Here is a 13,536-nt window from a genome sequence, read left to right on the forward strand (position 1 = left end):
ACACCATGAAGCTCGCACCGCACCTGCACCGCCTGGGCAATGACATCGTCGCCTCCTATCTCGTCGATGCGCCGGACGGCGTCACTCTGATCGACGCGGGGATGCCGGGGCACTGGAGCGACCTGCAGGAAGAGATGGCGAGCCTCGGTCGACCGCTCTCCGACATCAAGGGACTCATCCTCACGCACGGCGACAGCGACCACATCGGCTTCGCCGAGCGATTGCGCGCCCAGCACGGCGTTCCCGTCTTCGTGCATGCTGCCGACGCGGAACGCGCGCGAACAGGGGAGAAGCCGAAGACGCCGATGGGGCCCGCGAAACTCGGGCCGATGCTGGGCTTCTTCGCGTACGGCATCCGCAAGAAGGCCCTGCGGCCGATCTAAGTCAAAGAAGCGACGGAGATCGCCGACGGCGACGTGCTCGATCTGCCGGGTGCCCCCGTGATCGTCGGGATGCCGGGACATTCCCCAGGGAGCATCGCGGTGCACATCCCGATGGCGGATGCCGTGTTCGTCGGTGACGCGCTCACCACCAGACACGTGCTCACTGGGCGCGATGGTGCCCAGCCTGCACCGTTCACCGACGAACCCGCAGAGGCGCTGGCATCACTCGACCGGCTCGCAGAGGTGACGGCATCCTGGGTGCTGCCCGGCCATGGCGCGCCATGGCACGGCTCGCCGGCCGACATCGTGTCCGTGGTCCGCAGCGACTGATCAGTCACCGTCGCGAATGAGCTGCGCGCACATCTCGCCCATCATCATCACCGTGATGTTGGGGTTGACCGTGGTGATCTCCGGCATCGCCGAGGCATCCACGACGCGCAGGCGTGAGACGCCCTTGACGCGCAGCTGCGGGTCCAGCGGAGACATCTCATCGTCGGCCGGCCCCATCCTCACGGTGCCCACCGGATGGTAGACGGTGTTGTGGGTGGCGCGGACGTACGCGGCGAGCTCCTCGTCCGTCACAGCATCCGCACCCGGGGCAAGCTCGCGCCCCGCCCACTCCGCCATCGCCGGCTGCGCGACGATCTCGCGAGCTTTGCGGATGCCGTTGATCATCACCTGCATGTCATGACCCTCGGGGTCGGTGAAGTAGCGCGGATCGACCTTCGGCTTGTCGCGGTAGTCGATCGAGCGCAGCCGCACGGTGCCGCGCGAGCGGGCGTGCGTCACATTCGGCGTCAGGCAGATCATCTCTTCGGCGGTGGGGTAGCCGGCGCGGTAGGTGTGCATGTCGAAGGGCACCGAGCCGTAGTGCATCATCAGATCCGGACGGTCGAGCCCTTCTTCGGTCGGCGTGAAGATGCCGATCTCCCACCATTGCGTCGACTCGCGAGCCATCTGCTTCTTCGACTCCCACTGCACAACGCCCTCGGGGTGGTCTGCAAGGTTCGCGCCGACACCGGGGGAATCCACGCGCACGTCGATCCCGACCTCGCGCAGGTGATCGGCGGGGCCGATGCCCGAGAGCATGAGCAGCTGAGGGGTGTTGATCGCTCCGGCCGAGACGATGACCTCACGCGTGGCCGCGATGTGCGACGGACGAGCGAAAGGGTTGTCGACGCTGATCACGCCGGTGCAGGCGCCCGCGTCGTCGAAGGTGAGCTCCTTGACGTGCTGTCCGGTGAGGATTGTGAGGTTCTCGCGATCGAGAATCGGATGCAGGTAAGACACCGACGACGACGCACGCGTGCCATCGGCCTGACGATTCACCTGGAAGAAGTTCGCGCCGTTGATGACCGTCTCGCCGGTGTTGAACTGCACTCGGGGAATGCCGGCCTGCTCGCAGGCATCCAGGAGTGCGATGCCGCACGGGTCGACCGCTGGAACGTTCATCAGATGCACCGGGCCGTCCTGGCCGTGCAGCTCGCCCTGCAACTCGTTCGTCTCGAGTTTCTTGTACAACGGGAAGGTGCGGGCGGACTCCCAGCCGGTGGCGCCGTGCACCGAGGCCCAGTCGTCGAGGTCTTCGCGCGGCGCCCAGAAGGCGATGCAGGAGTTGTGTGACGAGCATCCGCCCAGAACCTTTGCACGCGCGTGGCGCATGAACGAGTTGCCGTTCTCCTGCGGCTCGATCGGGTAGTCCCAGTCGAAGCCCGACTCGAGCAGCTCCATCCAGCGGTTCAGCTGCAGCACGACCTGCTCGTCGGTGTCGGAGGGGCCCGCTTCCAGCAGCGCGACCGTGATCGATGGGTCTTCGCTGAGCCGGGCGGCGACGGCCGCACCTGCCGACCCGCCACCGACCACAACGTAGTCGAAAGTGTGCGTCGTCTTCATCTTCATCAGCTCCTGATCAGTGCTCGGCGAACCAGCCGGTCACCGCGGGGGTGAGGTTCTGGTAGATGTGCTTGGCCTCCTGATATTCGGCGAGTCCGGTCGGACCGAGCTCTCGTCCGAAGCCGGACTGTTTGAACCCACCCCACTCGGCCTGCGGGAGATAGGGGTGGTAGTCGTTGACCCAGATCGTGCCGTGGCGCAGACGCCTTGCGATGCGCTGAGCGCGACCGGCATCCTGCGACCACACAGCGCCGGCAAGACCATAGATCGTGTCATTCGCGATCTCGATGGCCTCATCCTCGGTGGAGAACGTCTCCACCGTCACAACCGGACCGAAGGCCTCATCGCGCACGACGGACATCCCGCGCTGCACCTGGTCGAGGATCGTCGGCAGGTAGTAGAAGCCGTCCTCCAGATCGCCCTCGGGCGCTTTTCCGCCGGTGCGCAGTCGTGCGCCCTCTGCGACGCCGGCCTGCACGTATGCGTCGACCTTCTCACGATGTGCGGCGGAGATGAGCGGCCCGCTCTCTGCGCTTTCATCGAACGGTCCTCCGAGGCGGATGCCCTCTGCACGTCGCACCAGTTCGTCGACGAAGCGTTCAGCGATCGACTCTTCCACGATCAGCCTCGCCCCAGCGGAGCAGACCTGCCCGGAGTGCAGGAACGCCGCATTCAGCGCATTGTCGACGGCGGCATCGAAGTCGGCGTCAGCGAAGATCACATTGGGGTTCTTCCCGCCGAGTTCCAGCGCGACCTTCTTCACGGTGGCTGCAGCGTTCGCGGCGAGCAACCTGCCTGTGACCAGGCCGCCGGTGAACGAGACCATGTCCACATCCTCATGCGTCGACAGTGGGCCACCGGCTGTGGCGCCCGCGCCGAGCACGAGGTTGGCGACCCCCGCAGGGAGGCCCAGTTCGTCGAGCACGTCCATCATCAGAATCGCGGTGTGCGGCGTCAGCTCGGCGGGCTTCAGCACGAAGGTGTTGCCCGCAGCCAGCGCCGGCGCGATCTTCCAGGCGGCCTGCAGCAACGGGTAGTTCCACGGTGTTATCAGCGCGCAGACGCCGACCGGCTCGTACTCGATGCGGCTGAGGACGTCGGCGTTGCCGGCATCCACGATGCGACCGGCATCCTGCGCGGCCAGCTTTCCGAAGTAGTCGAAGCAGGCGGCGATGTCATCCATGTCGATGCGCGCTTCGACCATGCGCTTGCCGGTGTCGAGTGCCTCAGCACGGGCGAACTCCTCTTTGCGCTCGCGCAGCCGTGCGGCGACGCGCAGCACGAAGTCGCCGCGCTCGGCAGCCGGTTTCGCACTCCACACGCCGCTGTCGAATGCACGACGCGCGGCCTGGATGGCAGCGATCGCGTCGGCTGCGGTGGCCTCGTCGACGACCGCGACGAACGAGCCATCGGCAGGACAGCGGATCTCCCTGGTTCCCCCCTCGATCGCCGAGGTCCAGATGCCGTCGATGAAGAGTGTGGCGGTCATGGTGTCTCCTTCACTGTGGTCTCTTCGGTGCCGTCAGCGGCGGCGTCGCCGCTGGACGCAGGATCAAGGAAATCGTCCTGCCAATCGGTGATCACCGGCAGCGCCTCGGTGAAGACGGACTCGGACACATCGGCGGTGAGGCGCAGATACTCCAGGTGCGACTCGTAGCTGCTCAGCACGTCGGTGATCAGTTGGTCGGTGGTGTAACCGTAGACGTCGTACCCACGCGATCCGATGGCCGAGAACACTTCGAGGCGGAAGTAGTGCCCGGCGCCGCTCACGCTCAGATAGGCGTAGGAGGGCAACTCGTGCGCGACCGGATAGAGCTGGTACGTGAAGTCCTCACCCTCGTTGAAGTGAACAGTGAGTATCAGCGAGGGCATGTCGAGTCCGTCGATGTCGATGGTCTCGATGACGGCGTCGACTCCTGCCGCGCACAACTCCTCCTTCACGTCCTCCAGCGCCGGAGCCGCCACGTCGCCGAGGTAGGTGATCACCTGCGAACGCGTCGGATAGACGGTCGAGCGGCGCAACCTCTGACGCCAGTTCGTCTGCGTCGGGCCGAAGCGGCCTGGAATCGTCGCGAGGTAGCCGGCACGGCGCTGCTTCTCTGCTCCGAGCGATCGGTAAAGCGAGATCATCACCAGATACAGCAGCAGTGAGACCGGCAGGCCGATGATCAGCGTCGCCGCCTGCAATGTCGGAACCCCGCCGACCAGCAGCATGCCGAGGGTCAGGAGTCCGGTGGCGAGCGCCCAGAACACGCGCAGCAGCTTGCCGGCGTCCTGCCTGGGGTCTTCCATCTTCGATGTCAGATTCGCCAGCACAAGGGCGCCGGAGTCGGCGGAAGTCACGTAGAAGAGCAGGCCGGTCAGGAGCGCGACTGCGAGCACTATGGGGGCTGCTGGATACTGCTGCAACAGATCGAAGAATGCCCGTTCCGGGGTGTTGACTGCTGATTCGGCGAATGCTGTATCGCCGCCGAGGATGATCTCGAGAGCGGAGTTGCCGAAGATCGAGACGAAGATCGCGATGAACGCAAAGGGAATCAAGAGCACGCCGACGATGAACTGTCGGAGGGTGCGGCCACGCGAGATCCGCGCCAGGAAGAGCCCGACGAACGGTGCCCAGGCGACCCACCATGCCCAGAAGAACAGCGTCCACCCCTGCATCCAGGCATCAGGACGCTCCCACGCGAACGTCTCCATGAGCAGACTCGGGAACGTGGCGAAGAAGTCGCCGACGTTCATGACGAGACCATCGAGGATGCGCCGGGTCTGTCCGGTGATGGTGATCCACAGCAGCAGGATGATCGCGAGGATGACGTTGGCCTCGGAGAGACGGCGAATGCCTTTCTCCACACCGGATACGGTCGAGATCGTCGCCATCGCCACGGCGAGAACGATCAGTGCGATCTGCATCGAGACGCCATCCGGAGTTCCGAACAGCACGTGCATTCCGTAGCTGAGCTGCACGACGCCGATACCGAGCGTGGTCGCGATACCGAAGACGGTGCCGAGCACAGTGAAGATGTCGACGCTGTGACCGACCCAGCCGTTGGTGAACCTTCCGAAGATCGGAGAGAGCACCGACCGGATCGTCAGCGGCTTGTTGAGACGGTAGGCGAAGTAAGCGAATGCCGCGCCCATCAGCGCATACATCGCCCAGCCGACCGGACCGTAATGGAAGAACGTCCACACGATCGCCTGTCGTGCGGCGGCAATGGTCTCGCCTTCGCCCGTCGGCGGATTCATGTACTGCGCAGCAGGTTCTGAGACGGCGAAGAACATCAGGTCGATGCCGATGCCGGCAGCGAACAGCATCGAGGCCCACGTGAACATGCTGAATTGCGGCTTGGAGTGATCGGGGCCGAGCTTGGTGCGCCCCACAGAGGAGAACGCCAGAATCAGCACGAACACCACCACGATCGCTGCGGTGAGGACGAAGTACCAGCCGAAGTTCGTCGCGATCCAGCCGACCATGACGCCGATCACTTCACCGGCCTGAACCGGAGCGAAGATCGCCCACAGCGCGATGGCCAGAATCGCAGCCGCCGAGCCGATCAGCACTGGCCAACGAGGTGGTGGAACAGTGCTTCGCTTGATCACGGGCAGGGGCGGCGAGGTATCTTCAGGCATCACTTCAGTTTCGTTAGGAATCGCTCAGTCAAAGGCGTCGTCAGTCACGTGCTGCACTGACGATAGCAAAGACCGGAGAAACCGTTCAGGAGAGGCCGGCGAGCACTTCGGCCGTCGTCGACATCGTGATCTGAGGTGGATACAGGCCCATCACCGTGATCGCCGCGGCGTGATTCTCGGCCGATGACCCTGCACAGGCGTCGGCCGCGAGGGTGACACGAGCACCGGCGTCCGCCGCGGCCAGCGCCGTCGAGATCACGCAGCAGTCGGTCGAGACGCCGGCGAGCACGATGGATGCTCCGTGTCCGACGATCTGCTCGATCTCTGCGCCCCATTTTCCGAAGGTCGGCAGGTCGAGGGTGGGCCGGCTCGAGAGACCGGCAGCATCCGCAACCAGGTCGAACAACGGATCGGTCGGCGGCTGATCGGCGAACGGCCACGCGGCGAAGTACTCACCCCATGAGGTGGAGCGGTCGGCCGTCGGCATCCATCTGGTGACGAGCACGCGCTCGCCGAAGGCATCCGCCAGCGCGCGGATGCGCGGCATCGTCTCCGCGAAGAACGGCGACCCCCAGGCCGAGTCGGGCGAGGCGAAGATGTTCTGCGGATCGATGACGACGAGCCACTTTTCGGCCATCGCGTTCATGCTTCCTGCCGCTGGATCTTCGCGGCCCGCGCGAACCAGGCCACGAGGAACGACAGGATCAGTGCGAACAGCACGCCGAGGTTCGCATAGCCCCAGTCTTCGCGCCAGCCGAACATGTCGAGGAAGTACCCCTGCCAGTCGTTCCATGGGGTGTCGGGGATCTGGTTCATGACGAAGCCCCATCCGATCACTGTCGCCACGACCATCGTGATGATCGACGTCCAGTCGTACGCGCCGTAGCGACCAGACGAGTCGAATAGCGCTTCGTCGTCGTAGTCCTTCCGGCGGCGCAGGATGTCGGCGATGAGGATGCCCGCCCACGACGCCATCGGTACGCCGAGGGTGATGAGGAACGACTGGAACGGTCCGATGAAGCTCGTCGCGAAGAAGACGACGAAGATCGTGCCGGCCGTGAGGATGACGCCGTCGACTCCTGCTGCTGCGGGGCGCGGGATGCGGATGCCGAGGCTCAGCAGCGTCAGACCGGAGGAGTAGATGCCGAGGACAGCGCCTGACACCAGGGTGAGGATGGCGACGATGAGGAACGGGAACAGCGCCCACGCGGGCAGCAGCACGGCGAGCGCGCCGATCGGGTCTGAGCCGACAGCGTCCAGCAGAGTTTCATCGGAACCGGCGAGGAGCAGTCCGAAGAAGACCAGGATGATCGGGGCCACAGAGCCGCCGATCGTATTCCACCCGATGATCGCCCCGTCGGATGCCGTTCGCTTCTGATAGCGCGACCAGTCGGCGGCGATGTTGATCCAGCCGAGCCCGAATCCGGTCATCACCATGACCAGCGCGCCGATCGTCTGAGCAACAGTGCCGTCTGGTCGGGAGAACGCCGTGCCCCAGTCGATGTGCTGGAATGTGAGGATCAGGAACAGCACCGTCATCGCACCGGTGAGCCAGGTGAGCACGGACTGCAGCTTCATGATCGTGTGGTAACCGAGCACGGATGCTCCGACGATGAGTGCCGCGACGACGATCGTCGCGATGATCTTCACCGCGGTGTCATCGCCGGTCGTCCAGCCGAGTTCGCTCAGGATCGTCCCCGTGGCGAGCACGGCGGTGATCGCGAGCGACGTCTCCCAGCCGATCGAGGTGAGCCACGAGACGATGCCGGGAAGTTTCTGGCCCTGCACGCCGAAGGCCGCACGCGACAGCACCATGGTCGGTGCGGAGCCACGCTTGCCGGCGACCGCGATCAGACCGCACAGCGCGAACGATACGACGATGCCGATGATGGACACCAGGGTGGCCTGCCACAACGAGATGCCGAACCCGAGCAGGAACGACCCGTACGACATGCCGAACACCGACACGTTCGCCGCGAACCACGGCCAGAACAGGTCGCGCGGTTTCGCCGTGCGTTCGGACTCGGGGATGATCTCGATGCCGGCGCGCTCGATCAATCCCGGCGCTGTCGCAATCTTCTCTGACATGCCCCTATATTGGCACCGAGCGGCCCGTGAGGGGCGCTACCAGGTGTTCCAGGAGGGTTCGTCCGCTCGCTCTCGCTCGCGTTCGCTGTTGAGTGCTTCATCGACGGCTTTGTAGTCGAGGTGTGGGTCTCGCCATTTGGCGTAGGGGTCCCACCAGCCTGGGCCTCGGATCTCGGGTCTGCCGTTTCGGATGCGGATGTGCCAGATGCCTTCGTCGAGGGTGCGGTGATGATGCCAACACAACGGCACCCCGTTGGACGTATGTGTCGGCCCACCACGGGCGTGTTCATCGACGTGATGGATTTCGCACCATTCTGCGGGCACATCACAGCCCGGGATGAGACATTCGCGATCACGGAGCACGATCGCCCGGCGTTGGACCGCGGTGAACAGGCGCGCACTGGTCCCGATCGCGATGATCGCGCCTTTCTCATCGAACAGCACCCGTTGCACCCCGCCCGCGCAGGCGGCGTGGTCGGCGGCGCCGAGGGGCACGTCGTATCCGGCGCCTTCGACCCTGGCCCGCCCGGTGCGGGTGGTGAAGTCTTCCGCGGTGACGGACACGACCAGCGTCGGCGCGGCACCACCCAACGTGGGCATACCCCCGGACGCCGCAGCGACCATCAGTGCGGTCGCGAACGCGTCGTGACGTTTCTGGGCATGCGTGCGTAGGTCCGCGGCGTCCTCGGGCGGCGCGGCTACCTTGTGGGATTCGAGCCCGTCCGCACGATCCGAATCCACCGGCGCACCGTACTCGGTGCTGCTGGAGGAGTACTTCGCATCAAAGTCCGCATCGCTGAGACCCTCCCCGTCGCCGTCGCCTTCAGGTTCGCCGTCGCCGGTGTCGTCGGAGGGCCGGAATCGCACCGTGCTGCTTCCGCCGCGTGCTTTGTCTTCGGCTTTCGGGTTCATCAGACTGTCGATGAGTTTCTGCAACTGTGCGGCGACCTCGGGCAGCAACTCACCGCGCACCGGGACGGACCCGTCGCGGAGCTTCCCGATCGTGAAATGCCTCCGGCGCTTACCCGCACGATCCGACGGCTCCGCACCATCCGGATCCAACCGGGCCACAATATGCGCGGCCAGAGCGGCGAGCTCATCCGTCGTCGGCAACGGCCCCCGCCCAGAGCTCTCATCGCTCAGGTCATGATCCGGACCGTCCAACGGCAGCCCGGACGCGAACCGTGCCAGCACGGCATCGGCCGCCAGGCGATCGGTCACACCGATCCGGGTCGCTTTCTGCAACGGGACCGTGCACGCCAAAAACCCGCCCACCGACAGGTATCCGTCTGCCAACGCCGCCGCCAGTTCTGGGAACTTTCCCGGCAATAGTGTCCCCGAGGTGATGTCCGTCTCTCGGCGCACCGCTCCGGCTGCGGTCACATACCTTCGTGCGGCAGGCCCGTCCACAAGCAGCGTGCGCCGCAGCAACTCGGCGGCATCCCGGCATCCCGCCCGGGTCGAGAACCGGGCATCCCGCTCAACCTGATCCCGCCCCACGACCTGGTCCGTGACCGCGACGATCGCCCCATCCAGGCGGCGCTGCACCCGCCCCAACACCTGTACCACATCCAACAGTTCGGAGTCGTTCGCGAAGCGTACTCCGCCATCCGCACCGTCACCCGCGCAGGAGGAACCCATCGCATCGGCCAACAACCGATCGATGCTCTCCAACTCCTGAACCAGGGATGTCATACCCCCATTCAACCCAGGGCCACCGACATTCAAACCCCAGATCAGGCACTATTCACAACCTGTGGACAACCACCCATAATCATCCATCTGTGGAGGAATAGTCGGGACGTCACAGAGGAGCCGTGAGGGCGAAGGTCTGGCCTGGTGCCTGGTGGCTCAGGCCGCGAAGAACGCCGTCGCAACCTGTGTCAAGGCTTCGAGGTCGGCGACCCCGGCGAGCTCGCGCGCGGAATGCATGGAGAGGATCGGGATGCCGACGTCGACGGTGCGGATGCCGAGACGGGTGGCCGTGATCGGGCCGATCGTCGAGCCGCACGGCACAGCGTTGTTGGAGACGAACTCCTGGGATGCGATGCCGGCGCTCTCGCACCATCCAGCCCAGGCGGCTGAGCCGATGGCGTCCGTCGCATAGCGCTGGTTGGCGTTGATCTTCAGGATCGGTCCCGACCCGAGCAGAGGCTGCACGACGGGGTCGTGCTTCTGCGCGTAGTTCGGGTGCACCGAGTGTCCGACATCGCTGGAGAGGTGCCAGGATGCCGTGAGCGCGCGGCGCTGTTCGGTGGCATCGGCGCCGAGTCCGGCGTAGATGCGCGCGAGGATGTCCTCGAGGAACGGCCCTGCGGCGCCCGAGCGGGAGGCGGAACCGAGCTCTTCATGGTCGAATGCGGCGAGCACGGCGATGCCGCGGGGCTCTCCGGCCGCCGAGCCCATCGAAGCGCTGGCGAGCGCCACGACGCCGGCGTGCACCGACGCGAGGTCATCCAGCCGTCCGCTCGCGAAGAACGCCTTGTCCTTGCCGAACACGGCTCCGCGCGCGGAGTCGGCGACGACGGCGTCGAACCCGCGGATGTCGGCGGCGTTCACCCCGGCCGAAGCGGCCAGTTCGCCGAGCAGGTCTTCTTCGCTCGGGTCGCCGAGTCCCCACACGGGCTGCGTCTCGTTCTGCTTGTCGAGCGCCAGGCCGTTGTTGACTCCGCGGTCCAGATGCACGGCGAGCTGCGGCAGCCGCAGCAGCGGGCCGGTGTCGGCGAGCACGACGCGGCCGTCGGCGAGTGCGAGTCGCCCGGCCAGGCGCAGCTCGCGGTCGAGCCAGGAGTTCAGCAGCGGTCCGCCGTAGATCTCGACACCGGCCTGCAGCCAGCCACGAGAGCCGGTCGTCGGCTGAGGCTTGAGTTTGAACCCGGGGGAGTCGGTGTGCGCGCCGAAGATCTGCGCCGGGGTGGTGGGGGCTGCACCTGTGGGGACGACCCATGCGATCGCTGCGCCGTCGCGTACGACGACGAAACGGCCGCCGGCCTGCGTCGGCCACGCGTCGCCCTCATCCAGGCGCGCGAATCCGACCGATTCCAGCCGCCGTGCGACCTCTTCCGCGGCGTGGTAGCTGGAGGGAGAGGCTGCGACGAAGTCGGCGAGATCCTCGGCGTGGGTCAGAGCGACCGGAGTGGCGGGCATGAGGAGCTTTCTGCTTGCGGGGCCCTTTGATCCTAGCCGCGCGAAGGAAGAGGTCAGCGGAAGGCGACCAGCCCGGCATGCGCGGCGGCGACGATGATCTGCACCCGATCGCGGACATGCCACTTGGACATGATGCTGCCGAGATGTGCCTTCACAGTGCCTTCGGAAACTATCAGTGCGCGCGCGATCTCCGCGTTCGACATGCCCTCTGCGAGGCGTTGCAGCACCTCTGTCTCGCGCTCGGTGAGCGGGACGAGAGGCTCGGCCTGGTCGGACCCAACGGATTCGGTCGCGCGAACGTGTTCGATGAGCATGGACGCGATCCGTGGTGAGAGGGAACTGGCACCGTTGTGCACCTCCCGGACCGCAGCGACGATGCTCGCGGCGCTGGAGTCCTTGAGCATGTATCCGGAGGCGCCGGCGCTCAGCATCGGCAGTACGGTGTCACTTCCTTCGAGGGTGGTCACGGCCAGTATGCGGATGTCCGGCCAGCGCTGTGCGATGGCTGCGGTCGCCTCGATGCCGTTCATCTCCGGCATCTGCACGTCCATCATGATCACGTCCGGCATGTCCTGCTCCACGAAGGCGATCGCTTCGAGACCGGATTCGGCTTCGCCGATGACCTCGATCTCTGCGTCGCGCGACACGAAGTGCGAGAGCGCTGAGCGCACCAGCGGATCGTCATCGACGATGAGAACACGGATTTCCGGCATGGGAGAAGCCTAACCGCCAGGAGGGTTGTCGCGGTTGTCTTAGACCTTTGGCCAAAAAAGACTGTCCAGTAGTCAGATGTGCTGCGGCTTGTTCACCGAGAAGATGGGTCTAGACATTCGACGTAAGACCCAATCTTGGTGGTGAATACTATGACTTTCTGGCAAATGCTTGCAAAGGCTTTCGGTCTCTAAGGCTAGCGCATCTGGCGAATAGGGGATACTGGAACTATGGCTTTCGGTCGTTGGTTCCCGGATGGCTCTGGCTTTCCTCGGCTGACGCGAGTCGGAGCACTGAGCGTTCTCGAGCGTGTCGTCATGCTCGTGGTCATCGGCGGCGTCATCGCTGTCGACGTCTCCGGCATCATCTTCTCCTACGGGCCCGGCCTCTCTCAATCTCTTCTCAGCATCGCGACCACAACCGTGTTCGCGTTGTATCTCTGGTCGCCATGGGTGGCCACAATCTCGCTCGGAATCGTGTTCGCGCTGTCGTTCATCGCGGGTACGGAGTCCGAGTCGATCTTTGCTGCCGCTGTGGCGGTAGGACTCGTCATGCGGTTGGGCCGAACCGCGCTGATCCTGTCCTACATCGGTGCCTTCCTGGTGGCGACCGCGATCGTCGCGTACGGCGATACGAACGTCCTGGTCAACGTCGGCATCTACCTGATCATCGCGATAGTGGCGGGAGCGATCGGTTTCGCTCTCCGAATCGCCCTGGACAAGGGGCGAAGGCTGGAGCAGGAGCTCGCGGAGCGCGCAGAACACGAGCGCGAAGCGGTCCTCGCCGAACGCCGTTGGATCGCCGGCGAATTGCATGACAGCATCGCGCACCACCTCACCGTCGTCGCCCTGCATGTTCAGATGCTCGACGATGCCGAACGCAGCCGTGACTCGCAGGAGGCGATTCGTGTCGCTGCGAAGACGGCGATGACAGATCTGCGTTTCGTGATCGAGCTCGCAGACGACGGACCGCGCTCGTCTGCTGTGCACTCGGGCGACCTCGCCACGGCCATCGATGAGGCGCGCGGCGAGATCGAGGCCGCGGGCCATCAGGTGATCTGCCAAGGAGACCCACGCGACGAGCGCATTCACCGTGCCGGTGAGATCATCCTCGCGCGCATCATTCGCGAATCGGCGACGAACATCTTGAAGCATGCGGGGCCCGGCGACGTAAGCATAAGACTCGATGTTGACGACGAGGCGCTGACGCTGGCGATCAGCAGCCCGCTACCGGCGACTCCAAGGCGAGATCTTCCTTCCAGTAGTACCGGAGTGAACAGGATGGCGGAGCGTGTCGTCGGTGCAAGCGGCGAATTCGACGCCGGCGCTGTCGACGGCCAGTGGATCGTGTCGGCCTCGTTGCCGATCGGTTGAAAAGCGAAGGTTGCACTTGCTCTCCGGTCAGAGTCTGGACGAAAGTCCAATACTCTTTCGACCTTTGGGCGTTCTCGCGCGGTAAGGGTCTCGGTAGGTTGGGAAACACCCAAAGTAGGCGTCCCCAGCGCCTGGGCTGAAGAAGCGTCCCCAGCGCTTGATCGCGAGCGCGATTCTGGTGTTAAAAGCTGTCGCGCTCGCGGTCGCTGATCTTCTGTGTCGCTCGTGTTGCCTATGGCCGCCAGCGATACTCGTTCCTCTCAGACGCGATTTAAGCTCGCCCATCTGTCGCATCGCCACGATCGCGTTGCATT

Annotated in this window: 9 protein-coding genes and 1 pseudogene; 2 read left to right on the forward strand and 8 right to left on the reverse strand. The window is 65.0% G+C overall.

Annotated features, from left to right (window positions below; translation table 11 throughout):
- Positions 1 to 5: 5 nt before the first annotated feature.
- A pseudogene (locus tag JF52_RS16315) lies at positions 6 to 713 on the forward strand (MBL fold metallo-hydrolase).
- On the opposite strand, the gene JF52_RS0109765 reads toward JF52_RS16315, so the two are convergent.
- The 8 genes from JF52_RS0109765 to JF52_RS0109800 all read right to left on the reverse strand — a co-directional run bounded on the left by JF52_RS0109765 (position 714) and on the right by JF52_RS0109800 (position 11,851).
- Positions 714 to 2,276: a GMC family oxidoreductase gene (locus JF52_RS0109765; protein WP_033106557.1), complete on the reverse strand. Its 1,563-nt coding sequence runs from the start codon at positions 2,274 to 2,276 to the stop codon at positions 714 to 716.
- Between the two features lie 16 nt (positions 2,277 to 2,292).
- Positions 2,293 to 3,765, reverse strand: coding sequence for an aldehyde dehydrogenase family protein (locus tag JF52_RS0109770; protein WP_033105978.1), 1,473 nt, complete (start codon positions 3,763 to 3,765; stop codon positions 2,293 to 2,295).
- Positions 3,762 to 5,903 (reverse strand): choline BCCT transporter BetT, encoded by a 2,142-nt coding sequence (gene betT, locus JF52_RS0109775; protein ID WP_200880983.1) that lies wholly within the window; start codon positions 5,901 to 5,903, stop codon positions 3,762 to 3,764. The genes JF52_RS0109770 and betT overlap by 4 nt, the downstream gene beginning before the upstream one ends.
- An 85-nt stretch (positions 5,904 to 5,988) precedes the next feature.
- Positions 5,989 to 6,540 (reverse strand): cysteine hydrolase family protein, encoded by a 552-nt coding sequence (locus JF52_RS0109780; protein WP_033106559.1) that lies wholly within the window; start codon positions 6,538 to 6,540, stop codon positions 5,989 to 5,991.
- 5 nt (positions 6,541 to 6,545) lie between these two features.
- A complete protein-coding gene (locus tag JF52_RS0109785) occupies positions 6,546 to 7,991 on the reverse strand; it encodes a purine-cytosine permease family protein (protein ID WP_033105979.1) in 1,446 nt (481 codons plus the stop codon).
- Between the two features lie 36 nt (positions 7,992 to 8,027).
- Complete coding sequence (locus JF52_RS0109790) at positions 8,028 to 9,686, reverse strand: HNH endonuclease signature motif containing protein (protein ID WP_033105980.1); 1,659 nt, start codon at positions 9,684 to 9,686, stop codon at positions 8,028 to 8,030.
- 156 nt (positions 9,687 to 9,842) lie between these two features.
- Positions 9,843 to 11,138, reverse strand: a complete 1,296-nt coding sequence (locus JF52_RS0109795) for a M18 family aminopeptidase (RefSeq protein ID WP_033105981.1) — start codon at positions 11,136 to 11,138, stop codon at positions 9,843 to 9,845.
- A 53-nt stretch (positions 11,139 to 11,191) separates the two neighbouring features.
- Entirely contained in the window at positions 11,192 to 11,851 is a 660-nt protein-coding gene (locus JF52_RS0109800; RefSeq protein ID WP_033105982.1) for a response regulator, read from the reverse strand.
- Between the two features lie 228 nt (positions 11,852 to 12,079).
- On the opposite strand from JF52_RS0109800, the gene JF52_RS0109805 reads away from it, so the two are divergent.
- A complete protein-coding gene (locus JF52_RS0109805) occupies positions 12,080 to 13,222 on the forward strand; it encodes a sensor histidine kinase (RefSeq protein ID WP_033105983.1) in 1,143 nt (380 codons plus the stop codon).
- The last annotated feature ends 314 nt before the right edge of the window (positions 13,223 to 13,536 follow it).

This window comes from Microbacterium profundi (assembly GCF_000763375.1).
GTDB lineage: Bacteria > Actinomycetota > Actinomycetes > Actinomycetales > Microbacteriaceae > Microbacterium > Microbacterium profundi.

What these genes read in the sequence shown, in the direction of transcription:
- JF52_RS0109785 (WP_033105979.1), bottom strand. Translation starts at nt 7,991, where the DNA reads ATGTCAGAGAAGATTGCGACAGCGCCGGGATTGATCGAGCGCGCCGGC.
- JF52_RS0109805 (WP_033105983.1), top strand. Translation starts at nt 12,080, where the DNA reads ATGGCTTTCGGTCGTTGGTTCCCGGATGGCTCTGGCTTTCCTCGGCTG.
- JF52_RS0109770 (WP_033105978.1), bottom strand. Translation starts at nt 3,765, where the DNA reads ATGACCGCCACACTCTTCATCGACGGCATCTGGACCTCGGCGATCGAG.
- JF52_RS0109780 (WP_033106559.1), bottom strand. Translation starts at nt 6,540, where the DNA reads ATGGCCGAAAAGTGGCTCGTCGTCATCGATCCGCAGAACATCTTCGCC.
- JF52_RS0109790 (WP_033105980.1), bottom strand. Translation starts at nt 9,686, where the DNA reads ATGACATCCCTGGTTCAGGAGTTGGAGAGCATCGATCGGTTGTTGGCC.
- JF52_RS0109795 (WP_033105981.1), bottom strand. Translation starts at nt 11,138, where the DNA reads ATGCCCGCCACTCCGGTCGCTCTGACCCACGCCGAGGATCTCGCCGAC.
- JF52_RS0109800 (WP_033105982.1), bottom strand. Translation starts at nt 11,851, where the DNA reads ATGCCGGAAATCCGTGTTCTCATCGTCGATGACGATCCGCTGGTGCGC.
- betT (WP_200880983.1), bottom strand. Translation starts at nt 5,903, where the DNA reads ATGCCTGAAGATACCTCGCCGCCCCTGCCCGTGATCAAGCGAAGCACT.
- JF52_RS0109765 (WP_033106557.1), bottom strand. Translation starts at nt 2,276, where the DNA reads ATGAAGACGACGCACACTTTCGACTACGTTGTGGTCGGTGGCGGGTCG.